Consider the following 22,495-nt stretch of genomic DNA (forward strand, 5'->3'; position numbering starts at 1 on the left):
CAAATTATTTCTAGTGAAACAGATCGGCCATCGCCTGTTTGGCAGCATGGAAGCCACACATACCGTGTACTCCCCCTCCCGGCGGTGTCGACGACGAACAAACGTAGATTCCCTTGGCGGAAGTTTTGTACGGCGACAAACTTATAACAGGCCGGGTGTAAAGCTGGGTAATGTCGATAATACCACCGTTGATATCGCCCCCGATGTAATTTGGGTTGTACGCTTCGACTTCCTGGGTATTCATCGTATGCCGAGCTAAAATCAGGTCGCGGAAGCCGGGCGCAAATCGCTCGATCTGGCGCTCGATGGCTTCCGTCCGATCCTCGGTCGAACCATTCGGCACATGGCAATACGCCCAGGCCGTGTGCTTTCCGGCGGGCGCGCGGCTATCGTCGAACAGACTTTGCTGGGCCAACAGGACAAAGGGTTTATCGGGGTGTTTCCCGTCTGATGTCTGCTGTTCGGCAATCGTGATTTCTTCCAGCGTGCCGCCAATGTGGACCGTACCCGCCTGTCGGCACTCGGGCGCAGTGAACGGAATCGGTCCATCCAGCGCCCAGTCGATCTTGAACACGCCCATACCATAACGGTAGCGTTCCAGCTGTTTCCGGTAAACAGGCGAAAACCGATCACCTGCCAGCGCCAGCATCTGTTTGGGCGTTACGTCGAGTAGGATGGCTCGCGCGGGGGGTAACTCATTCAGCGATTTAACAAACCAGTTGGTGATGATCGTGCCGCCAATTGATTGAAAATACGACGCCATTGCATCCGCAATTTTAGTCGAGCCACCCAGCGGCACCGGCCAATTCTGCAAATGTCCAACTGCCGTTAGTACCAGCGCAATGGCTGAAGTTGTCAGATTCGTTAGGGGCTGAATGGAGTGAGCGGCCATACCAGCCAGGAGCGCACGCGCTTCAGGAGTTTTAAACCGCCTGGCTAGTAGCGTAATCGGTTGTAAGGCATTCAGTCCGAAAGCGGCCAGATCGATTGGGTGTTTTGGAAACCGTAGTGGTCCCAGTACGTCGGGAGCCAATCCCGGCCAGCTCTTGACCAGCGGCCCCAGCAAATTCGTATAAGCGTCCGCATCAATACCCAACGTCCGGGCCGTATCCGCAACCGATCCCTGCAAGGCAGCGGCCTTGCCCCCGTCTAGCGGATGCGCAGCGGCTACGGGCGGATTCACGAACGTCAGTCCGTATTCAGCGAGCGGTAGAGTTTTGAAAAATGGCGAGCCAGCCGCCATCGGGTGAATAGCGGAGCAGATGTCATGCACGAAGCCCGGCAGCATCAGTTCCGCTGAGCGCAGTCCTCCGCCAATCGTCGGCTTGCCTTCGATCACGAGAACCGATAGGCCCTGTTGCTGCAACGTAATGGCCGCGGCTAGGCCATTTGGCCCGGATCCCACCACCACGGCATCGTACGTTGATTGCCCCACTTTTCAATTGTGTTTAAGGATGCACCATTCATAACCCCAAACGATGCATCAATGATTAACTTTTTTCGGGCCGGTGCAGCACGCGGCCATCCTGTTTGATCTGCCAGGCTGTTACGGGATTCATGTGATAGCCGCTGTTGCCACCCCGCGCGTCGAGCAACTGCCGGAACGTTGGCTGCACGTACCCCGTACTATCAACAGCCCGACTCATGATTTCAGTTTCCGTACCGTCCCAATGCCACAACAGCCGAAACCGAGTGTGCGATTTGTCCATCACCGGCTGCTGAAGCGCGGCCATCTGCCAGCTTTTCCCCGCGTCGGTACTCACCTCAACGCGCTCGATGGTGCCCCGTCCGCTCCAGGCTAATCCACGAATCTCGATCCAGCCCCGCTGCACGGGTGCCGGATACGCCGGAAACGTAATGATTGACCGGGCGTCAATGTCGAAACTGAACTGCCGGATTTTTCCATCGCCCACGGCTTCCGTGTACTTCGACGTTTCTTCGCGGGTCATGTACGGCTGGTCGGACAGCTCGAGCCGACGCAGCCATTTTACACTGGTATTCCCCTCCCAACCCGGCAGAAACAGCCGTACCGGATAACCCTGTTCGGGACGTAACGCTTCGCCGTTCTGGGCGTAGGCAATGATGGCGTCGTCCCAGCCTTTTTGTACGGGGATGCTCCGTGTCATCAGGGCAGCATCGCCCCCCTCGGCCAGAAACCAGCGCGCACCGGGCTTAACGCCTACCTCCCGAAACAGCGTCGCCAGCGACACGCCCGTCCACTCGCTCTGGCTCGTCAGACCACAAATATCCTGCGGACTCAGTGTTTCCTTACCCGTTCGGAAATTGCCAGAGCACTCCAGAAAGGCGATGCGCGACACCGACGGAAAGCGTTTCAGGTCGGCGAGCGTAAACGTGAGCGGTTTATCGACCATGCCATGTATGATCAGTTCGTAGGTTGTCGGATCGATGGCGGGAACGCCGTTGTGGTGCCGCTCGAAATGTAGATCGGAAGGCGTCAGGATGCCGTGTAAATCCTGCAACGGGGTTCGGGACGACGTATCCGACGGACTTTTTAACAGCTTTTCAAACGGCGAACGCGTTCCGACCTGCCCCGGCGATACACCGGGCTGCTTTGTCGGATCAGCCGGGTCATCTTTCCAAAACCGTTCTATCGGAATGCCTACCTGAACTGCTTTCGCCGTAGCCGTCTGCGCAATGGCTACAGCGGCCGTTGCAGTTCCACTCAGCCAGGTTCGGCGATTTACTTTTTTCATAATCAGGAAACGAGTGGCTTACCGGATTTCGGGGCCACCCCGTCGATCATCCGGGATAAATAGTTTCTGGGCGGGCATGATCACTTTCGGCAACGTTTCCGCAGTCACGACGGCTTTCTCGTCGATGATCCCATTCGCGTGCAACAGGTAAGCCGTTAAGTTATAGACCTCCTCATTTGTCAGCGAACCGGGTTCGCTGAACGGCATAGCCCGGCGAATGTAGTCGAATACCGTTGTGGCGTAAGGCCAGTAGTTGCCGATCGTTTTTTCGGGTCGTTTACCGGCTATCACGGTCGTTGTCACCAGTGAACCGTTAGGACCTCCTACACCACCCGCTCCGTGGCAAACCGCACACTTGGTCGCAAAAATTGCTTTTCCGCGCACGGCCGTTCCTGTCCCGGCGGGAAGTCCTTCCCCATCGGGACGCACGTCGATATCCAGTCGGGTTATTTCAGCGGCTGTCGCCATTCGACCAAAGCCGAAGCGGGGTGGTGCGGGTATGGTATCGGCTGAACTCGTTCGAGGTGTGGTTGTGAGCCGTAACCGTACATTCGGGCGAAAACCAGCGGCCAGCCCGATCATACTTAGTAGAAAACCGGCCCGCCAATACGTTCTATTCATCAGTAAGTAGTTGAGCGAGTTCACCGCAGACTTTACATTAGCCTTTTATCATGCTGAGGTACGAAGCATCTTCGGTAATCGACAAAGGGTTGCTTCCGGAGATGCTTCGTACCTCAGCATGACAAAAAATAGTTAGTGTATTTACTTTCTTAGCAACAACCCGATTAGTGATCGCCTTTGTATTGCTCTCCCGCCCGAATGGCCACCGTCAGCCGGTTTTCTTTGGGGGGTGTTGGGCAGGTTGCGTAGGGCGTAAAGGCGCAGGGTGGGTTATAGGCTTTGTTGAAATCCAGATCGACTATCCCGTTCGCATCGGGGCCGTCGAGGTTCAGGAAGCGGCCACCACCGTAGGTTTCGTGCCGGGTCGTCTGGTCGGCAAAGACCACAAACAGGTGTTCCTTGTTACCCGTTGGAACCAGCACCTGCTCCTTTCCGTCCACGGTAAACACCAGCTTACCCGGCGAATCTTCCTGCGATACCCGCCCCGTAATATCGACAACCCGGATTTTCTCCCCCACTGTCGGCACAAACTTCGCTTTCACGCGCCACTGTTCGTTGATGGGAAAAGCCGGGATTCCCGCGAATGATTTTACGTCGGGGCTTTCCAGGTCGCGCAGCCGCACCGCGTACTGATCGCCCCGCTTAATCACGAACCAACGTAACGACTGGTGTTCCAGCACTACCGGTTTTGTGTACGGGAAGACCTCCTGTTTCGCTACCGGCTGCCCCGCCACCGATACCGCGGCATCGGGAGCCCCTTCGAACGTAACAGTACCTTTTTTCAGCACCAGCTTTCCTAATGACGCCTTGCTGTGATCGGAGGGGAAAACGATACTGTTTTTGTCGCTGCCCCCCAGCGTATTTACGCCTTCTTTGAGCCAGAACAGCCCAGCCAGATTCAGCCAGCCGTCTTCACTTTTCAGGATTTCAACCCGTTTTTTCTGCCAGGCCCGGATCGATTCTTCGTAGGGCGTGTCGGCGGTGAAGGCAAGCGCGGGCAGGAGAGCCAGCAGAAATGCAGATTTACGTAGTGATTTCATGGTTCGAATGGATTGATGCGTCCGTATGTCCAAATAGAGTATTTGCCTGACAACCAAGTTTTTACTCAATAAACCCCCGCATTGAGGGTACTTTCTGATAAAGCGTAATTCCGTTGTACGCGGTCAAGCACGACCCAGATCGAGTCGTTTATTTCGTTGACACCCGTCAATACGACCCGCGAACCGTCAGTGGTCTGGTAGCGTAGCACCATGTGCTTCCGTTTGCCGTCTTCCCGGTCGGCTTCCGATTTGATACCCTTGGTGCGTCGAGTGCTGCGGGCGATAGCGTCGATTTTACCGTCTTCCTCACCGATACGGGCGCGGGCGTCGGCGGGAATCCAGTCGGGTGCGGGCTTCTTCGCCTTTTTAGGTTTGTCCCGCACGAGATCTGCCGACAGTCGTTCGCTCCGGTCCAACTGCGGGCGGTATTTGTCCTGCAGATACAGTACGTGGTTCACCGAATCGGCATCGTAGTAGAATACCCGCTGCCCCCCGGCAACACCCGTCAGTTCGAACGTCCGATTGATGTCGCGCATGGGCGAGCCGCCCCCGTTCGACAGGTCGAGCGGGGTAGCGCGGTTGACTTTAAACGTCAGCGTCGACCAATTCTCGAACGTGGCTTCCTGCCAGCGTACCGTGTCCGACGGCGACTCCGGAATCAGCTGGTTATTCAACCGAAACTCCGTCACGGCGTAGTTGCCGCGCAGGTCGTGTACGCCTTTCTGGGCGGGTTGCTTGTACGGATCGTAGCGAAAATTGACGTATTGCACCCAACCCAGCAGCACCAGAAAAATACCGATCGCGGCCGTTTTCAGCGTAACGCGGCTTATCTGCTGCCAGCCGCTGAACCGGGGCGCGAAGTAGTGCGGCACCGTCAGCCGTTCCCGAATCAGCAGGTTGTAGAGATCGGGAACGTAATAAGCTAGCAGGAAGCCCGCCAGTAGCACGAAGTACGAACTGTAAACATGGACGCCCCCATCGTAGGCCAAGTTAACATATACAATGTCGGCCAGCGCACCGAACAGCAGCACCGCCCCCCAGAACGTCGTCGCCCGGAAGAACAGCAGCGCTCCGGCCAGCACCTCGACTACCCCGGCAAACACCTCGTACCAGGGCACAATACCGATGGACAGCCAGTAAATTTTCTGGGCCGTCAGATCGCCGAAGTTGGTATTCAGCAAACCCAGCGAGGGGTACGGCAACTGCGTCGGCATCAGTTTGGTGAAGCCAAAGCCGATGATGCCAATACCCGCCCGGTATCGTACCAGCACCCGCAGCCAATAATAGAGCGTTTCGTAGTTGGCGGGTTCCGCCTTACGTTGCCGGACAATGGCCGTCCAGATCAGACCGCCCACCGTAGACACCAGCAGCAGGAACACCCACTCGCCGTAACCCAACCAGACCGGCCACCACGACACGCGACCCAGGATGTTCGGCTGGAAGCGGGCAATGTCGTACAAGTCGCGGTAGTGCGGATGCAGCCAGTCGAAGGTAAACAGGTTTTTGTACCACTCCGCACTGGTCGGAACCGAGACAAGCACGAAGAAGATGAACGCAATGCGAAACACTATTTTCTGCGTCGACGTCCAGGATTGGCTCGTGGGGCTGGCTACCGAAACTCGTCGTTTATTTACCAAATTATCCGATCGATTTAGTGGAATAGTTGACATAAAAAAGATCAGTTAAAGCGTGAGTGCACCGCGTCGGCCTGCCTTGGCCGCTTCGTCGAGTAGGTATTTTTTTGCTTGTTTGTCCAGGACAACGTACACCGAGTCGCGGTCTTCGTTTATACCCGACAGTGTAATGCGCTGTGCCGTTGGCCGGTCGTAGTGCAGCCGTAGGGTCTCGCGGGCGTGGTTCGGGTTCTGGTTTGTCAGGGTTAATAGGTGGCTGGTCGAGTCGATCTGGTACTGGTAATAGTGCCGTCCCTGCGACCCGGCCTGTTCGTACGTCCGGTCGGCGTCAGCGGCAGAAATTTCTTCGGTATTACGTTGATCAAGCCGAACCGGTCGATTTGATTTGACGCTGATCGTGTTCCAGGTTTCAAACACGACATCCTGCCAGCGTACCGAGTCCCGCCGGGCGTATGGAATCGTCTGGCCTCTCAGTTTAAATTCGGTCACAGTGTACACGCCAGCCGCGCCCGGTAAACCCGCCGACTGCGGAAACTGGTACGGCCCGTGCGTATAGGCTGCGTAGGTTTTGTAGCCATAGACACCGACCAGAAACACGATAAACATGCTTTTGGCGACCAGCCGGGCGGTACGTTGCCAGCTGGTGAATACGGGCCGGTACCGCGCCGGAGCGGCTGCTATTTCCAGCGACACGAGCCGGAATAACCGCACAGCATCGAAGGCAAACAGGGCCAGCGCGAACGTAATCAGCAGGAAGCTGTAGATGTGTTCGCCCCCCTCGTAAGCCAGATTCGAGACAAACACGTTGCCCAGAAACGGAATGATAATCAGCAGGCCGATGGGGGTGGTCCGGCGATTCAGCAGCAACAGACCGCCCAGCACTTCGACCAGCCCCAGGAACGATTCGTAGGACGGTACCACGCCCAGACTCAGCGAGAATAATTTCCAGGCCGAGAAATCACCGTAGGCCGTGTTCAGGTTGCTGATAGACGGATAGGGAGCCTGCAACGGAAACAGCTTGATGAAACCGTAGGCCAGCACGCCAAACGCCAGCCGGTAGCGCAGGACTACCCGCAGGACGTAATACAGCCCATCGTAATTCACCTGTTTTTTGGCCCGCCAGCTCCAGAGCAGCGTACCGACCAGGGCGATCTGCGCTACGATGGCCCAATCGGCGAACGTATCGGCCGCGATTCCTTGACCAAAAAACCGGGGAGCATAGCGTGACAGATTGAATACATCCCGGTAGAAAATGTCGCCCCAGTTCAGCGCGATTAAGTCGCGGTAGAAACGCCAGTCCAGTGGAACGGCCTGCAAGGTAAAATACAGGAAAAAGAACCGGAACAGAATACGTTCTGTCGGTGTCCAGCCACCCGTATCTGACTGCCTGACAGCGGTGCCGGAGCGCTGAATTGGTGCGCGCGTTTCCCAGGTGGGGTGCCAGTCGGGCGTGACGGTGCTAGTGAGTTTGTTCATGCGACAGCGGTTTAGAGAGCAGCCAGAGCCTGCTCAATATCTTCTTTGATGTCGTCAATATGCTCGAGACCAACGGAGAGCCGCAGGGCCGTTGGGGCCACGCCCGCACCAGACTGTTCCTCTTCGTTCAGTTGGGAATGCGTAGTCGACGCCGGGTGGATAATCAGCGTTTTGGAGTCGCCCACGTTAGCCAGGTGGCTAATGAGTCTCAGGCTGTTCACAAACTTTTCGGCGCGGGCTTTGTCGCCTTTCAGCTCGAACGACAGCACACCGCCGAAGCCGCGTTGCAGGTATTTTTTCGCCAGCGTATGGTACGGATTATCGGTCAGACCCAGGTAGTTTACGCTGGCCACCTGCGGATGCTGTTGGAGCCACTGCGCCAGTTCCAGCGCGTTCTGGGTTGTCCGCTCGATACGTAACGTCAGCGTTTCCAGCCCCTGCAACAGCAGAAACGAGTTGAACGGACTCTGCGACGGCCCCCAGTCGCGCAAGCCTTCCACCCGCGCCCGGATGATGAACTGGATGTTACCGAACGGACCGCCGACACCGAATACATCGTTCAGGACCAGGCCGTGGTAGCTCGGCGACGGATCGGTAAACTGACGGTACTTCCCGTTGCCCCAGTTGTACTTGCCGGAATCCACGATTACGCCCCCGATGGTGGTACCGTGGCCGCCAATCCACTTCGTCGCCGACTCCACAATGATATGCGCACCGTAGTCGATGGGTCGGGCGATGGCCCCGGCCGCGCCGAACGTATTATCAACGATTAACGGCAGATCATATTTTTCGGCCAGTCGGGCAAAGGCTTCGAAATCGGGCACGTTGAAACCGGGATTCCCGATGGTTTCCAGATACAGAAACTTCGTCCGCTCATCGATCAGCTTTTCAAAACTCTCGACCTTGTCTCCGTCGGCAAAGCGCGCTTCGACGCCGATGTTTTTGAACGAGTTTTTGAACTGATTGTACGAACCACCGTAGAGATAAGTTGTCGTCACGAAGTTGTCGCCAACGGTCGTGATGTTGTTGATCGCGATGAACTGTGCCGCGTGCCCGGACGCAACCGCTAATGCCGCGACGCCCCCTTCCAGCTCGGCGATCCGCTTTTCGAACACCTCGTTGGTGGGGTTCATGATACGGCTGTAGATGTTACCGAATTCTTTCAGGGCGAATAGATTAGCACCGTGCGTCGTGTCGTTGAAGGCGTAAGACGTCGTCTGGTAGATTGGCACCGCTCTGGCATTGGTGGTTGGATCAACCTGCTGGCCACCGTGGAGTTGAATCGTTTCGAAGCGCATAGATTAGTGGATTTTGAAGATTGTTTTTTTAGTTGACTTTGATGACCTCACCCCCGGCCCCTCTCCTAAAACAGGAGAGGGGAGGTATCAACGACAAGCAATAGTATGTCGCACAGCTTTGCAGGAGTAGGCAGAATAAAAGATTAATTTGCTGCTAGTCACCCCCTCTCCTGTTTTAGGAGAGGGGGCTGGGGGGTGAGGTTATTATTTTGCCGGTTCGTTCGGCCGCTGGGAAGCGCGCGAAATCACCGTACGGGTTTGCAAATCAAATTTTTGCCCTTTGCCTAGGTAGTAGAATGGACCACCGGTGCTGTTCTGTCCAGACGGGTACTGTGCGCTGCTGGCGATCTGTTTGGCGTCGTAGATGCCGACATAGGAAGCGCCTAGCACCTCGAACGCGTTCTGCTGTACCACTACCGCCGTGCCCTCGTCGATACCAAGCCCCAGCAGTTCCGGCCGGGCTTTGATTACTTCGATCAGATCGAACTGCCGGTTCCGGCGCATGACGTGCTGATCGATCGTTACGTTGTGGATGAAGTCCAGCCCCTGCGTGTGGTCGCCGATCATGATGGCGTTGCCTTTCGTATCGCCCCGCACCATGAACGAGCCCTGAATCGTTGCCCCCGCCGACGTACCACCAATCACCCCACCCCGACTCAGCAGGGCGTTGAATTCCTTGTGGGCCAGCGTATTCAGGTAGGAGTCCGTCAGTCGCCAGTGACGCCCGCCCACGAACCAGATACCCGTCGCCTGTTTCAACGGGGCCACAAAGGCTTCGGTATTGGCTACTTTCGGATCGCGGGTGTGCAGCAGCGTCAGCTTCGTTACGCCCAGCTTCTTCAGCGTTTCAAACTCGCGCGGGGTACCATTCGCCGACGAGTCCTCCCCCGCCGTTGGAATGACGACGATGTTGGCGGCTGCTTTACCACCGGCCAGTTCCACGAAGCGGTTCCAGATGTCGGGCGTAATAGCCCCGCCCCCGACGATCACCAGTGCGCCTTTTTCAGGACCGACGAATTTGGGTTGTGCCGCTCTGGACGGAGAGCCCCCGGACAGACTCGTTGGCGATTGCGCCCGACCAAACAAGGCGATACTTAGCAGGAGACTAAGGATGAATAGTTGCTTTTTCATGCGTTTCGGATTAGTACCCTGCGTTCTGCGTCAGGGCTTTGTCGGCCAGAAGTTCGCTGTTTGGAATGGGAAATACGTATTTTTTCGTGTCGGTGATGCCCAGTACGGTAGCGACCCGCCCGGTGCGGACCAGATCGAACCAGCGGTCAGTCTCGAAGGGAAATTCGACCCGGCGTTCGTCGCTGATAGCTACGAGCAGGGCGTCTTTCGTCGCGGCTGTCGACGCGGCAACACTGGCCCGACTACGTACCGCATTGAGGTCGGCCAGGGCGAGCGTGGTTTTGCCCAGCTGTGCCCGCGCTTCGGCCCGGATCAGGTACAGTTCCGCAATCCGGATGATGTAGGCCGGGTCAGTGCCCAGCGGAATGCGGTAGTACAGTTTGCCGTACCAGAGATTTCCCGGCGCAGCCGTCTGTGCAATAAGGTCTTTCCGGTTGCCGCCCACAGTTGCGTCGTTCAGCGATTTTACGAGCGCGTCGTTGGGTGCCCATTCCCGCCGACCGCTCAGCGCCGGGGGTAGCCACCAGTTATAATGCCCGTTTTTGAACGAGTTGCTATAGGCAATTTCAAACACCGACTCGGTCGTGGCAACGGCGTTATTAGCAAAAAACGCGCTGTAGGGTGACACCAGCTTATAGTTCGTATCGTCTATGAGTTTGCTGGCGTAGCTTTCAGCCTGCTCCCACTCCTGCCGGTACAGGTGATACCGTGCTCGTAGTGCCCAGACCGTCTTACGGGTAATCCGGTTGCGGTTGGTGGTGTTACTTAGTAGCGGTTCGGCCGCGGTCAGGTCCTTTAGCACCTGCGCGTAGGTATCCGCCAAGCTACTGCGTGGAATGCCCGTATTGTCCGATGGCGTATAGGTGGCTTTCAGAATCAACTGCACCCCGCCCCAGCCCCGCGCCAGATCAAAGTACGACAGCGCCCGGATGGTATAGGCTTCGCCCTGAATCTGATTTTTACGGTCAGCCGTCAGTTGCGGGTCCGACAGGTTGGGGACGGTTTCGAGCAGGTAGTTGGCCGCCAGCACCGTTCGGTAGATAGCTGCCCAGGCCGAACCGACGTAGCCGTTGGTCGACGTAACGCGCCGGGCGAAGATTTCCTGTGGGGCCGTCTGCGAACCCGTCCAGTTGATGTCGCCCCCCGACAAGTACGACAAGGCCGGGAAGTTCGAGCCGTAATAGCTGTCGTTCCCAAGTCGGTTATACATGCCGTTAACAGCGGCTTCAGCCGTACTGGCATTGGTAATAGCCTGCGACTGGTCGACCTGCAAATCAGGCTGAACGTCGAGGAATTGCTGGCAACTGCTGGTGAGTAGCAGAACGACCGGGAGTATATAATACGCTAATTTTTTCATGATGATAATGGAGCAACTCGGCTAAAGCAACGTGCTGAAATTGACCGTGTACGTAGTAGCGTCCGTCAATTTAGAGGGTAACATTCAGACCAAACTGAGCGGTGCGCGGCTGTGGTGGCGTACCCAGATCGTAGCCCTGCGTAGTCGGGTTCGCCGTTACGTTCACCTCCGGATCAGGCCCCTGGTAGCGGCTGAGCAGCCACAGGTTCGAGCCACTGTAATAGACGCGGGCCGACGCAATGCCTATCTTGCTCAGGATTACCTTGGGAATGGTGTAGCCAATCACCAGCGAGTTCAGGCGCAGAAACGAACCGTCTTCCACGAACCGGCTAATCGGGCTCAGGTTGTAGTTAGTGCCGATGGTCGTTACGCGGGGAACGTCCGTGATGTCACCCGGCTTCTGCCAGCGGGTCAGCTGATTTTTGTTAATCGCCCGGCGTTCGTCACGCGTGCCGCCCGACTCGTGGAAGAATCGGTTGCTGTTGAAGACCTTGTTGCCCGTCTGGAAATTGAAGAAGATCGACAGATCGAAGCATTTGTACGACAGCGTGTTATTTAATCCACCAAACAGGGTTGGTAATGCGCTACCGTAAAACTGCCGGTCGTCGGCCGTAATTTGCCCGTCTTTATTGATATCCTCGTAAACCGCGTTGCCGGTTTGCGGATCAACGTAAAGTTGTTTGTAGACGTAGTACGCGTGGAACGGCTGGCCCTGCTGCATCCGCTCGACCGAGTAACTGGCATCAACCGGGATGGATAGCTGTTCAATCCGGCTGATGTTTGTGGCGATGTTGAAACTTGTGTTCCACTGCAACCCGCCCCGGTTGATGTTCAACGAGTTGACGGCAAACTCAAGTCCCCGGTTACTGACGGCCCCGTTGTTCTGGTAGATCGACGCGAAGCCTGTGCTCTGCGCCAGCGGTACCTGCAACAGCAGATCGTAGGTGTACTTGTGGTAGGCATTCAGTTCGAGACCGATGCGGTTATTGATCAGGCCGATGTTCAGCCCGACGTTGGCCTGACGCGTGGTTTCCCACCGCAGGTTCGGGTTGGCAAGTTGCACGGGGAACGTACCGGGATTGTCCTGGTAGTTAAAGCCACCGCCCCACAGCCCACGGGATGCGTAGTTGTCGATACCGTTCTGGTTACCGGTGTAGCCCACACTGGCCCGCAGTTTAAGGTCGCTCAGGAAGCCTACATCTTTCAGGAAGTTCTCCTGTTTCAACTGCCAGGCGACTCCCACCGACGGAAAACACCCCCATCGATTGCCCTCCGCGAATTTGGACGAGGCATCGGCGCGCAGGCTGGCTTCGAGGAAGTATTTCCGCGCAAAACTGTAATCGACCCGCCCGAAAAACGAGGTTAGGTTGTAGGCGTAGCGATTCGAGGACGCCGTCGTCACCGAGGCCGACGTGATCTGCCGGAACGCATCCGAGGGGAAGTTGGTCCCCTGCGCCAGCGTCTGGGTCGATACGTTGCCTTGTAGCGTATTACCCAGCAAGGCACTGAACGTGTGCTGTCCACCAAATGCCTTGCGGTAGTTCAGCGTCTGCTCGTTGATCCAGATCGTGTTGTTGCTGATACTCGACGTAGCCAGGCCCTTACTCGCGCTGCCCCGGTTGGTCAGCGTGTTCCAGTATTCGTATTCGTCGTAATTGTTGTAGTCCAGACTCCAGCTACTACGCAGTTTTAGCCCCTTGACGATCTCGTATTCGCCATAGATATTGCCGATGTAGCGCGTGCTGGTCGAGTTCATATCAGTGTTGTTGATCAGCACATCGAGGTTGTCGAAGCCCGCCCATTTGGCGTACGTCCCGTCGTCATTGAACTTGGGCAGGTATGTCGGTGTGTGCAGGGCCGCCTGCAAAATACCCCCCTGCGGCCCGTCGCCAACACGGGCGTTGGTGCGCTTCGACTGCGAGAGAATGTTGCTTGTCCCAATCTTGATCTTGTCGGTAATATCCTGATCCAGATTTACTTTGAAGCTGGCCCGGTTGAAATCGTTGGTACGTAACGTGGCCTGCTGACTGGTGTAACCCCCGCCGATGTAATAGCGGGTGTTCGCGTTGCCGCCCGCCACCGACAGGTCGTAGTTCTGTAAAGCCCCCGTACGGAATATATCGCCTAACCGGTCGTAGGTGGGTTGTTCTTCGGGGAGTCCCCGGCCGCCTTCCGATTTGGGCCGGAACGGGCGCGTCGCGGCTGATTTGCCGTCGTTGATCCAGGCTTCGTTGATGATCGTTGCGTGTTCGGGTCCAGTAGTCAGGTCCCAGAGCTTGGGTGCCCACGCCTGCCCCAGCGACGTGTTGAGCGTAACCTTGGGTTTGGCGTTATAGGCCCCCCGTTTGGTCGTAATCAGCACCACGCCGTTCGCGGCCCGTGCCCCGTAGATGGCCGTGGCTTCGGCATCTTTCAGGATCGAAATCGACTCAATATCCGCTGGATTGATATCGGCCAGCGGGTTATTGGCCTGCCCCTGCGTGGTGATCTTCTGAAGCGACTGGTTGTTGACGAACACCCCGTCGACTACGTAAAGCGGGTCGTTGCTAGCGTTGATGGACGTAGTACCCCGGATACGGAAGTAAATACCATCACCCGGTACGCCCGTGTTGGCGGCTACCTGCACCCCGGCCGCCCGACCCTGCAGCTGCTGATCGAAGCTGGCAACGGGCCGATTTTTAATTTCCTCAGCGTTTACCTGCGACACCGAACCAACCAGCTCTTTCCGGTCCTGGGTTCCGTAGCCAACGACGACGACTTCATTCAGTTGCGAAGCCACTTCGGTCAACGTAACAGTAAGCGTTGGCTGGTTGCCAACAGTAACTTCGGTCGTCTGGTAGCCGATGGCTGAAATGACTAGCACATCACCCGCTTTAGCGTCCAGCGTGAATTCACCTTTCCCGTCCGTAGAGGTTCCGCGCGTTTGTCCTTTAAATACAATGTTGGAACCGGGCAATACATCGCCCGCTTTAGCGCGGACAACGCCCGTTAAGCGACGCTCGGCTGATGACTGTGCCCGTAATTCATGAATACTGATTAGCCAGACTAATCCACCAAGGATAGTCAGGCCAATCGTGCGGTAGTTGGCAGCATACCGTACGGATAAACGTTTTTGCATTACTTTAGTAGTGGTTATATGAAAATGAGGCCTGGCAGGGCCTTGTTGTTAACCGGCCGGAACGGTGGCAGCCGTTCCGGCCTTTTTTTGACAATTCAGCAACTGGCAGGTCGCTTCCTTATCCTCTCTCTTCCTATCTGGCCATAACCTGTTCGACATTAACGACACCCTGCACCGAACGAAGCCGCTCGTACAGGGTTGATGTTTGATATTGATTGGCCGACCGAACCGTTATCCGGCCTCCCGCCCGTATACCATCGCATTCAAAATGCAGGTCTAAAACGGGTTTACTCCCATCGAGCGTTACCGCCTGAATGATATCGCTCACGAACTGAATCCGGTCAAATCCAGTCACGTGGTACGTGATGGGCGCATTATCGAGCGAACGAGTCAAGTCATTGCCCGATGATTGTTTGATGGAATACATGATTCGTTTGTTGGTTGATGTAATCGACACGCTGATCGTATTTTAAAACGCTGACAAACTTGCTACTCTAAGCCATTTGCTCATATATTCTATATACTTAATAGATTTATAAACTATAGACATAGTGCCTTTTCATCGTACAATCTCTTAAGTCAACTGGCTTAGGCGTAACAGAAACAAAAACTACTAACTGATCAATGCAGTCCTAACAACAGGGCGTCATTAATCGCATTTGCCGCATCAGCGTCGACAGAGAAGACATACTGAGTGTCGCTCGAAACTGGGGCTGTTGCTGGTCGGTATTCATTGATACAGTAGTGGCCTGCTATGTAGTACTCTGGCTCCTTGGTGGACAAAGTTGATTGCCCGATTTTACATTTCCAAGAAAAACATAAAAAAATGATTATCAGCCAATTACGGCAATAGTCTATCGGTTTTTAGGTCTATTCAGTGCTGCGCTAGCTAAAAATCAAATTCTATTCGTCAGCACTGATCTGGTTAGTTCACGGGCTTTCAATGGGTTACTATCGAGCTATGCCATTTAGTTCTGGTAGTATTATTGGTAAGAATACTCATATAGCAACGGTTCCAACCAGACAAAATTAACTGCGCATACCAGGTCTACACGACTGACAGAATTGGACAATACGACAAAAGCCCCCGGCGCTACACCGGGGGCTTTTGCAAAGAATATACGCTTATAATTTACAGCGGCCGTACCCAGATGTTACGGAAGCCAACAGGGTTGCCGTGATCCTGGAGCAGGATTGGACCCGCACCATGAGGCTGAACTTTTGGATAACCAATGTATTCGGTCGTACCGCGGATGGCTGCGTGGTTCTGTACCACGATACCGTTCAGCAGAACCGTTACGTACGCATAATCCGTCATCATACCAGCTTTGTTGAACTTAGGCGCCTGATAGACTACGTCGTAGGTCTGCCATTCACCGGGCTTACGGCTGGGGTTGGCCAATGGAATCGACTGCTTGTAGATCGAGCCAACCATACCGTCAACATAAGTTGGGTTGTTGTAATTGTCCAGTACCTGCAATTCGTACCGGCCTTGCAGGAACACCCCGCTATTGCCCCGGCCCTGGCTATTTCCTTCTACTTTCTCGGGTGTTTTAAACTCTAGGTGAAGCTGGAAATCGTTGAACTCCTGCTTCGACCGGGCCGAAAAACCTTTGGTTGAGTACATCACCCCGTCGGTTACGGGCCACTTCAGCGGGCCTTCGTTTTTCTTTTCCCAGTTTTCGGGAGAGTAGCCTCTGATAGCTACCCACTGATCAGTGTTTTTGCCATCGAACAGGACAATAGCATCGGATGGTGGCGTGTTACCCGTTGCGTTGGCCGATGGGTTACCCGGTGTTACTACAGGAGGAACAGGTTCCCAGATTTCGGTTGATTCAGGTGTTTGTTTGCTGGGTTGGGTTTGGGCCGTAGCCGATTGTGCTAGCAGCAAGCCAAGCAACCCCGCGCAACAGGCTAGGGAAAGCGGAACGTTTTTCATTGAAAACTAATCGGGTTAATCGTGCGTAAGAGAATTTGTTCAAAGATAGCAAATGCGGGATTACATTCTTTTGGCGGGAAAAAATGGTAGTAATTCCACCGTATTTTTTCACTACCAAACATATGTTCCTACTGCCCCGGCCGGCAGGGCTGCCTGGATTAGCTTTGCCCCCTGCTGCACCGAAAATGGCTGCGTAGACTCGCTGGTATTCAGCACCACTAGCGCAATATGGCCGTCGGGAGTTTTGAAAGCGACATTAGGCAACGTCTCGCCGGTATTCGATTCAATCCGCACCGAACCCGGCCGCACGAATTTTGACATAATCGCTACGTTAAAGTAAGCCGGATTGCGTGTTACGTTGCTTCCGTCAATCGTCAGAGCACCCAGACAACGGTCGCAGCCCCCGGGCGTATGCGGTTTCTGGTTAGGGTCGGCAGCCAGATTCCATTCCAGCACCGTCCGGCTCCAGTTGCGGGTGGCCCCGATCATCAGCGTCTTGACGTGCCAGTTCAGGTCGGTTTTCATATTGCCCGGCGCCCCAATCCACTGCTCGGTGAAATACACGTTCTTGTCGGGATGAGCATCGTGAACTTTACTCAGCGCGTCAATGGGTCCCGCGTAGAGGTGAAAGGCCGAACCATCTACGTATTTCTTCGCATCCGGATCGTCCAGAATGGAGGTAGCGTATTCGGGATGGTCGGCGTTATGATCGTACAGCCAGATCTTCGTATTGATCTTGGCAGCTTTGAACGCCGGTCCGAGGTGATTCTTGATGAACGTTGCCTGCTCAGCCGACAGCATCAGCAGACTGGGGTTGTTGCCGGGATGCAGCGGTTCATTCTGAATTGTAATGGCGTCAAGCGGAATCCCTTCCTTTGCCATTCCCTGAATGTATTTCACGAAATATTGGGCGTATGCATCGTAAAATCCAGGCTTCAGACTTCCCCCTTTCGAGTTGCCGTTGGTCTTCATCCAGGTAGGTGGCGACCAGGGAGACCCCAAGATTTTTAGTTTCGGGTTGATCGCCAGAATCTCTTTCAGTACCGGAATAAGGTGTTCCTGATCGGGCTGAAGGCTGAAGTTAGTCAGCTTAGGGTCAGTCTCGCCAGCAGGTAAATCGTCATACGAAAATACCTCAGCGTCCAGGTCCGACGCACCAATACTCACCCGTAGGTAACTAACGCCAATACTTTTCCCTGACGTAGCGAATAACTCGTTTAGAAGTTGCTTCCGGGCGTTGGCGTCCATTTTGTGAATCAGCATGGCACTCCCGCCCGTTAACGTATAGCCAAAACCGTCGATGGCCTGGTACGTTTTGCCCGCATTGACGGTGATCGTTGGCGACTTCCCGTTGGCGGCACTCAATGCCAGCGGTTTTTGCTGCACAAACAGCACATTATTACCGGGATCGGTAAGCCAATAGTCTACTTGCTTCGCTTTCTGACCAAAACTGGGATTGGTCACCAGTAGAGCCAGCGCACAAATGCCAGCGTATTTGTTGATTGATAAGCTCATAGTAGGCTCTGCTCTCTTTCTAAAATGACTAAAGACAGTTTGCGGCTGTCTTTAGTCATCTGTGCGGATAATTTTCGAATACTAACGGGCCTATACGCATTGGATCTTCCGTGAAGACCGTAACGGAACAGCTGAGCCGCTATAGGAACACTGTCGAATTTAACGCGTTAAGCTGGCACTATCTCCGGCGTATTTATCTGATTTTTTGCTCATTAACTCTGCTCGACGACCATGAAACTAAAGAAGGCATACGATCAGCTTAGCCACGAGGCAAAGGCCTTGCAGGGCGCCGAAGTAAAACATAAGACGTATTCCAGCCAGCAAGTACTTCCCGACGAGGCAGCGGCCCAGCAACTATTCAGCCAGGCCGTTCAGCGCCTTCTCGACGTCAATAGTTGGTCGGAGATCTCGGCCTTGACTTCCGATTTTTCACTGCACGATGCTACTGGGCAGCCTAAGCAAGGGAGTACGGTGCAACTGGGCGATTACATAAAGATCGTACTGCCGGGGCCAGTTCCCGAAAACTGGGTACATGTTACGTCCTTGTCGCTGGAGACTACTATCGCTGAGTTTACGGTACATCCCAGTCAGGCGCCAAACAGTCAGCAAACAGCAACCAGACACTTTTTTCGCAAGGAATCCAGCAGTACGTTTCGGGTAGAGAGACAGGGAAATGCCGTCATCGCCAGTGAGATTGGCCGTGATGAGCGGATTAATAACGAAGGGGAACAGGCGGGCGACCATGCCTTGATCAATACAGCAATTGCTGAAATGGGCTGGCTTTTCTATCAGAAAATTCAGTGGAAATCGCTTACGGATTACCTGGTGGCGCGTTGAAAATTTCCAGGTTGTTACAGCCACTTGTTTGTTACCCAACTCAACAACCCCTTTGTTGTTTCCAGACTGGTTGGTTTCACGCGGTAATCCGTTGCTCCCATCAGCATCGCTTTTTCCCGATCCTGCTGGTCAGCCGACGTAGTTAATACGACTACGGAAATATCTTTGTAAGCGGGTTGGTTGCGCAACCGGCGAAGTACTCTGAAACCATCCAGTCGCCGTGTGTGTAGATCTAACAGCACCACTTTTGGTAGCTGAGGTACCTGCCGCAACGAATGCATCATTTCATCACCATCTCGAAAAAAAGTTGGCACGATAAGCGATTTTGATGAACGTAACGCGACGCCCACAATCAAATGATTGTTAGGCTTGTCATCGACTAGCCACAAAGGCGAAAACTGATTCATGCGGATTAAATATATGGGTAGGGCGCGCACTGGCAAATGACTTACAGCCAATTACTACCTGTACGTAACTTTTGTTTACCGTTCGAAAACTTAATTTTTCGATACGCCACAAATACCCCTCTTATTCTATAGTTAAAAACGAAAAAAGACCGGTTATAGCCGGTCTTTTTTCGTTTTTGTATAATAAATAGTTAACGTTCGAACAAAACGTCAGCGAAGTACCCCTTGCAATCTGTCAGCCAGCCAGTTACCGAGAATCCTGTCTGCAGGGCCAGCCCTTCAATATCAGCCCGGGTGAACTTACGCGAAATCTCAGTGTGAATGATCTCACCGTAAGCAAACGGTACGTTCATGTCCAGCGCGTTGATTCGGACGGTCTGCGTTTTCTGGCTGACCAGGTAGCTTCGGGCTTCACCCGTTTCGGGATTATAAGTCTCGTAATGATCGAAAGACGCCAGGTCGAAACGAGCGTCGAGATCCCGGTTCAAACGCCGGAGCAGGTTTAGATTGAACGCCCGTGTCAGGCCCTGCCGATCGTTATAGGCCGCGTGGATGATTGCGGGGTGCTTTTGCAAATCAAACCCCGTTAATACCAGATCACCGGGCCGAAGCCGATCACTGATCTGCTGGTAGAAATCAACGGCTTCTGAAGGGGCAAAATTTCCGATGTTCGACCCGAGGAAAAGTACCACCCGCCGGGCGTTTGACTCGGCAGATAGTTGCTCTAACGCGTTAAAATAGTCGTCGTGTCGGGGGTTGATCCGCATGGCGGGCCATTGCCGCCGAATATCGGCCGCTAAACCATCCAGCGCGTCGGCTGATATATCCACTGGTGCGTACGTGAACGGCACGCCCTGTTCAACGAAATACGACAGGAGCACTTTGGTTTTCAAGCCATCACCCGCGCCCAGTTCTACTAGTTCAAACGGACGTCCATCGGATTGGAATAGACGTAATAACTCGGCCTTCTGCATATCCAGAATTTCGTATTCTGACCGCGTCAGATAGTATTCTGGTGCGTGCATGATTGCCTGAAATATCCGGCTCCCCTCAGCATCGTAAAAAAAACGCGACGACAAGCGTTTTGGCGTTTGCTGTAGACCAGTACGTACCTCTTCGGCCAGCGCGGGGTCTATGTCTGTTTGATCCTCCAGATTCATTACCAACTCATCACTCTGGGTAGCATATACCCTCGGATCAATGGTTACTGATTCACTAAACGTATTCCCGTATACTGCCATCGTTTGTCAGGTTGAAAGAAATTTCGATAGGTTAGTCGGGCATGGCCCTCGGGGGTCGCAATGGATGCTCCCCGGAGTATGATCTGCCCACTCATGAATTTACCATTGTATTCGCCCACAGCTCCTTCGGCGGTGGAAAAGCCGGGATAAGGTAGATAAGCCGAGTTAGTCCACTCCCAGCGCGTCCCCCACGCAAAAGCGCTGTCAGCTTTCGCGGCAGCTTCCCATTCAAATTCGGTGGGCAGCCGTTGTTGTTTCCAGCGGGCGTATGCATCAGCTTCGTACTGGCTGATGTGCGTAACAGCCGCGTCGGGATTAATCCGTTGTAGCCCATCGAAGGTGTAGGTGTACCAAAGGCTTTCGATTTTATGCCAGTACAAGGGCGCCTGAATCTGATTAGCATTCACCCACGCCCAGCCGTCGGAGAGCCAGTAGCGGAAATTTCGATAACCGCCCGCTTCGACGAAGGCCAGGTATTCGGCGTTAGTCACCAGATTACCCGACAGTGTCGTTTCGTTCAGGTATACCTTATGCGGACCAAGCTCATTATCGAAGCAGAACCCATTTCCCTGATAACCGATGGTGTGCACTCCTTCACTGATCGTAACCGGCAGGCTCGATGTCAGCACCGGGTTTTCCTGCACGGGCATATCAATGGCGGGTAATAGCGGATTATTGCCAAGTATATATTTAATATCCGTGATGAGCAGTTCCTGGTGTTGCTGCTCATGGTTCAGCCCCAATTCAATCAGGGCGTGCAACGTATCGGTCAGTTCTACCGTGTCCAGAAAACGCTGCATGTATTTATCCACGTAGGCCCGGTACTGATACACGCCTGTCACCGTCGGACGGCTCAGGTTACCCCGATCCGTACGCAACACCCGCTTGCCTACTGTTTCGTAGTAACTGTTGAATACGTAGCTAAAGTCTTCGTGAAAAGGTTTGTAATCAGGCAGATTTGGGATTAGTAGAAACGTTTCCCAGAACCAGGTTGTATGGCCAATATGCCATTTGGGGGGGCTTACGTCAACAACGGGCTGTACGACGTAATCTTCGGTTTCCAGTCCTCGGCAGATCGCTTCCGAATGGGCGCGCACCCGCAGATACTGGTCAGTCAATGTTTGTTCGGCAATCACGATAAGATGAGGGGGCCAGAAAATGAGGATTCCCTATATAACCAGTTTTGACCGAATAAGTTGTGACTATTACCTTAAAGTAGATAGAGTAATATCGCATATGGAAAACGGAGCGCTGAATGCCATCAGTTTAAGACGAATAGCAAGCGATTTCTGCTCCTGAATGGCTACAGATAAGCCTGTTTAACTAAGTATCTAACCAACAAACGTAACGAAGCAATCAGCCGATGATATTACCGAAAGAAAGAGATCCCAGATTTATCACAATCAGGCGCGGTGGTACCCTAACGGCCTCAGACCATCATTTGCTGGCGTTGTGGGCTGCTGCCTGCGCCGAACACGTACTGCACCTGTTTGAGCAAGCCAACCCCGACGACAAACGTCCAAGGCAAGCCATTGAGTTGACACAAGCCTGGGTACAAGGGAAGATACCCATGAAACAGGCGCACCAGGCGGCTTTCGCAGCCAACGCTGCGGCTAAAGGCATGCCTGACGCAGCTAAATTTGCGGCTCTGGCAGCCGGTCAGGCAGTGGCCGTGGCTCACGTAGCGGCCCATGAGTTGGGTGCCGCAGCCTACGCGATCAGGGCCGTTCGGGCGTCCGTCTCCGAAGATGAAAAAGATTTAGTGGCCGACAACGAATGTCAGTGGCAGCGCGCCCAACTGCCCGATCCTATTCGCGAGCTTGTTCTTGATGACCAAAAACTACGCAATCACCTGTGCTGGTTTGCCTTTACTGACGTAACGTAAAATTGCGGGATCAATACCGCGCCATTTCTTCGTCGGCGTAACACCAGAGCCAGCGCTCGTTTGGTTCGGCGGAGGCAACAACCGGATGCTCCGTTTTATGAAAATGCTTCGTCGCATGCTGGTTCGGCGATGAATCGCAGCAGAGCGTAGTACCGCAGGTCTGGCAGGTACGCAGATGCACCCAGACACCATCCATTTGAATGCACTCCTCGCAGACGGCGGGCTGATCAGGCAGTTGAACCGCCGTTAATTCGGAAAGATGAGGACAAGGCATAGTAGATG

At 54.3% G+C, this 22,495-nt stretch carries 19 protein-coding genes; 2 read left to right on the forward strand and 17 right to left on the reverse strand.

Going from position 1 to position 22,495, the window contains the following annotated elements; translation table 11 throughout:
* Positions 1-10: 10 nt before the first annotated feature.
* The 13 genes from ACYVAD_RS04220 to ACYVAD_RS04280 form a co-directional block, all read right to left on the reverse strand.
* A complete protein-coding gene (locus ACYVAD_RS04220) occupies positions 11-1,435 on the reverse strand; it encodes a phytoene desaturase family protein (protein ID WP_461138207.1) in 1,425 nt (474 codons plus the stop codon).
* A gap of 55 nt (positions 1,436-1,490) precedes the next feature.
* The gene (gene soxC / locus ACYVAD_RS04225; RefSeq protein WP_461138208.1) at positions 1,491-2,714 is read right to left on the reverse strand and encodes a sulfite dehydrogenase; all 1,224 of its coding nucleotides are present in this window, start codon (positions 2,712-2,714) and stop codon (positions 1,491-1,493) included.
* An 18-nt stretch (positions 2,715-2,732) separates the two neighbouring features.
* On the reverse strand, positions 2,733-3,182 hold the full coding sequence (locus tag ACYVAD_RS04230) for a c-type cytochrome (RefSeq protein ID WP_461138521.1): 450 nt from the start codon (positions 3,180-3,182) through the stop codon (positions 2,733-2,735).
* Positions 3,183-3,499: 317 nt separating this feature from the next.
* Positions 3,500-4,375, reverse strand: coding sequence for a DUF1684 domain-containing protein (locus ACYVAD_RS04235; RefSeq protein ID WP_461138209.1), 876 nt, complete (start codon positions 4,373-4,375; stop codon positions 3,500-3,502).
* 65 nt (positions 4,376-4,440) lie between these two features.
* Positions 4,441-6,045, reverse strand: coding sequence for a hypothetical protein (locus ACYVAD_RS04240; protein WP_461138210.1), 1,605 nt, complete (start codon positions 6,043-6,045; stop codon positions 4,441-4,443).
* A 12-nt stretch (positions 6,046-6,057) separates the two neighbouring features.
* On the reverse strand, positions 6,058-7,485 hold the full coding sequence (locus ACYVAD_RS04245) for a DoxX family protein (protein ID WP_461138211.1): 1,428 nt from the start codon (positions 7,483-7,485) through the stop codon (positions 6,058-6,060).
* Between the two features lie 11 nt (positions 7,486-7,496).
* Entirely contained in the window at positions 7,497-8,783 is a 1,287-nt protein-coding gene (locus tag ACYVAD_RS04250) for an O-acetylhomoserine aminocarboxypropyltransferase/cysteine synthase family protein (RefSeq protein WP_461138212.1), read from the reverse strand.
* 204 nt (positions 8,784-8,987) lie between these two features.
* Entirely contained in the window at positions 8,988-9,914 is a 927-nt protein-coding gene (locus ACYVAD_RS04255; protein ID WP_461138213.1) for a cyanophycinase, read from the reverse strand.
* 10 nt (positions 9,915-9,924) lie between these two features.
* Positions 9,925-11,271 (reverse strand): RagB/SusD family nutrient uptake outer membrane protein, encoded by a 1,347-nt coding sequence (locus ACYVAD_RS04260; RefSeq protein ID WP_461138214.1) that lies wholly within the window; start codon positions 11,269-11,271, stop codon positions 9,925-9,927.
* A 70-nt stretch (positions 11,272-11,341) separates the two neighbouring features.
* Positions 11,342-14,389, reverse strand: coding sequence for a SusC/RagA family TonB-linked outer membrane protein (locus ACYVAD_RS04265; protein WP_461138215.1), 3,048 nt, complete (start codon positions 14,387-14,389; stop codon positions 11,342-11,344).
* Between the two features lie 133 nt (positions 14,390-14,522).
* On the reverse strand, positions 14,523-14,816 hold the full coding sequence (locus ACYVAD_RS04270; RefSeq protein WP_461138216.1) for a hypothetical protein: 294 nt from the start codon (positions 14,814-14,816) through the stop codon (positions 14,523-14,525).
* Positions 14,817-15,521: 705 nt separating this feature from the next.
* Positions 15,522-16,328 carry a 3-keto-disaccharide hydrolase gene (locus tag ACYVAD_RS04275; protein WP_461138217.1) on the reverse strand — a complete coding sequence of 269 codons (807 nt, stop codon included), beginning with the start codon at positions 16,326-16,328 and terminating at the stop codon, positions 15,522-15,524.
* A gap of 111 nt (positions 16,329-16,439) precedes the next feature.
* Positions 16,440-17,843 (reverse strand): glycoside hydrolase family 30 protein, encoded by a 1,404-nt coding sequence (locus ACYVAD_RS04280; RefSeq protein WP_461138218.1) that lies wholly within the window; start codon positions 17,841-17,843, stop codon positions 16,440-16,442.
* Between the two features lie 231 nt (positions 17,844-18,074).
* Between ACYVAD_RS04280 and ACYVAD_RS04285 the strand changes: the two genes are divergently transcribed.
* The gene (locus tag ACYVAD_RS04285; protein WP_461138219.1) at positions 18,075-18,680 is read left to right on the forward strand and encodes a hypothetical protein; all 606 of its coding nucleotides are present in this window, start codon (positions 18,075-18,077) and stop codon (positions 18,678-18,680) included.
* A gap of 14 nt (positions 18,681-18,694) precedes the next feature.
* On the opposite strand, the gene ACYVAD_RS04290 is transcribed toward ACYVAD_RS04285, so the two are convergent.
* From ACYVAD_RS04290 to egtB, 3 genes are all read right to left on the reverse strand, one after another.
* Complete coding sequence (locus ACYVAD_RS04290; protein WP_461138220.1) at positions 18,695-19,087, reverse strand: response regulator; 393 nt, start codon at positions 19,085-19,087, stop codon at positions 18,695-18,697.
* A gap of 191 nt (positions 19,088-19,278) precedes the next feature.
* The gene (egtD, locus tag ACYVAD_RS04295; protein ID WP_461138522.1) at positions 19,279-20,247 is read right to left on the reverse strand and encodes an L-histidine N(alpha)-methyltransferase; all 969 of its coding nucleotides are present in this window, start codon (positions 20,245-20,247) and stop codon (positions 19,279-19,281) included.
* 44 nt (positions 20,248-20,291) lie between these two features.
* Entirely contained in the window at positions 20,292-21,464 is a 1,173-nt protein-coding gene (egtB, locus tag ACYVAD_RS04300; protein ID WP_461138221.1) for an ergothioneine biosynthesis protein EgtB, read from the reverse strand.
* Positions 21,465-21,691: 227 nt separating this feature from the next.
* Between egtB and ACYVAD_RS04305 the strand changes: the two genes are divergently transcribed.
* Positions 21,692-22,213: a putative immunity protein gene (locus ACYVAD_RS04305; protein WP_461138222.1), complete on the forward strand. Its 522-nt coding sequence runs from the start codon at positions 21,692-21,694 to the stop codon at positions 22,211-22,213.
* A 10-nt stretch (positions 22,214-22,223) separates the two neighbouring features.
* Here the strand turns inward: ACYVAD_RS04305 and ACYVAD_RS04310 are convergent, their stop codons facing one another.
* Positions 22,224-22,487: a UBP-type zinc finger domain-containing protein gene (locus tag ACYVAD_RS04310; protein WP_461138223.1), complete on the reverse strand. Its 264-nt coding sequence runs from the start codon at positions 22,485-22,487 to the stop codon at positions 22,224-22,226.
* Positions 22,488-22,495 lie beyond the last annotated feature (8 nt).

It is taken from the genome of Spirosoma pomorum (assembly GCF_054776615.1).

Excerpts from the sequence above, each read along its gene's own strand:
- soxC (WP_461138208.1), bottom strand. The coding sequence starts at position 2,714 with ATGAAAAAAGTAAATCGCCGAACCTGGCTGAGTGGAACTGCAACGGCC.
- ACYVAD_RS04230 (WP_461138521.1), bottom strand. The coding sequence starts at position 3,182 with ATGGCGACAGCCGCTGAAATAACCCGACTGGATATCGACGTGCGTCCC.
- ACYVAD_RS04235 (WP_461138209.1), bottom strand. The coding sequence starts at position 4,375 with ATGAAATCACTACGTAAATCTGCATTTCTGCTGGCTCTCCTGCCCGCG.
- ACYVAD_RS04240 (WP_461138210.1), bottom strand. The coding sequence starts at position 6,045 with ATGTCAACTATTCCACTAAATCGATCGGATAATTTGGTAAATAAACGA.
- ACYVAD_RS04245 (WP_461138211.1), bottom strand. The coding sequence starts at position 7,485 with ATGAACAAACTCACTAGCACCGTCACGCCCGACTGGCACCCCACCTGG.
- ACYVAD_RS04250 (WP_461138212.1), bottom strand. The coding sequence starts at position 8,783 with ATGCGCTTCGAAACGATTCAACTCCACGGTGGCCAGCAGGTTGATCCA.
- ACYVAD_RS04255 (WP_461138213.1), bottom strand. The coding sequence starts at position 9,914 with ATGAAAAAGCAACTATTCATCCTTAGTCTCCTGCTAAGTATCGCCTTG.
- ACYVAD_RS04260 (WP_461138214.1), bottom strand. The coding sequence starts at position 11,271 with ATGAAAAAATTAGCGTATTATATACTCCCGGTCGTTCTGCTACTCACC.
- ACYVAD_RS04265 (WP_461138215.1), bottom strand. The coding sequence starts at position 14,389 with ATGCAAAAACGTTTATCCGTACGGTATGCTGCCAACTACCGCACGATT.
- ACYVAD_RS04270 (WP_461138216.1), bottom strand. The coding sequence starts at position 14,816 with ATGTATTCCATCAAACAATCATCGGGCAATGACTTGACTCGTTCGCTC.
- ACYVAD_RS04275 (WP_461138217.1), bottom strand. The coding sequence starts at position 16,328 with ATGAAAAACGTTCCGCTTTCCCTAGCCTGTTGCGCGGGGTTGCTTGGC.
- ACYVAD_RS04280 (WP_461138218.1), bottom strand. The coding sequence starts at position 17,843 with ATGAGCTTATCAATCAACAAATACGCTGGCATTTGTGCGCTGGCTCTA.
- ACYVAD_RS04285 (WP_461138219.1), top strand. The coding sequence starts at position 18,075 with ATGAAACTAAAGAAGGCATACGATCAGCTTAGCCACGAGGCAAAGGCC.
- ACYVAD_RS04290 (WP_461138220.1), bottom strand. The coding sequence starts at position 19,087 with ATGAATCAGTTTTCGCCTTTGTGGCTAGTCGATGACAAGCCTAACAAT.
- egtD (WP_461138522.1), bottom strand. The coding sequence starts at position 20,247 with ATGAATCTGGAGGATCAAACAGACATAGACCCCGCGCTGGCCGAAGAG.
- ACYVAD_RS04305 (WP_461138222.1), top strand. The coding sequence starts at position 21,692 with ATGATATTACCGAAAGAAAGAGATCCCAGATTTATCACAATCAGGCGC.
- ACYVAD_RS04310 (WP_461138223.1), bottom strand. The coding sequence starts at position 22,487 with ATGCCTTGTCCTCATCTTTCCGAATTAACGGCGGTTCAACTGCCTGAT.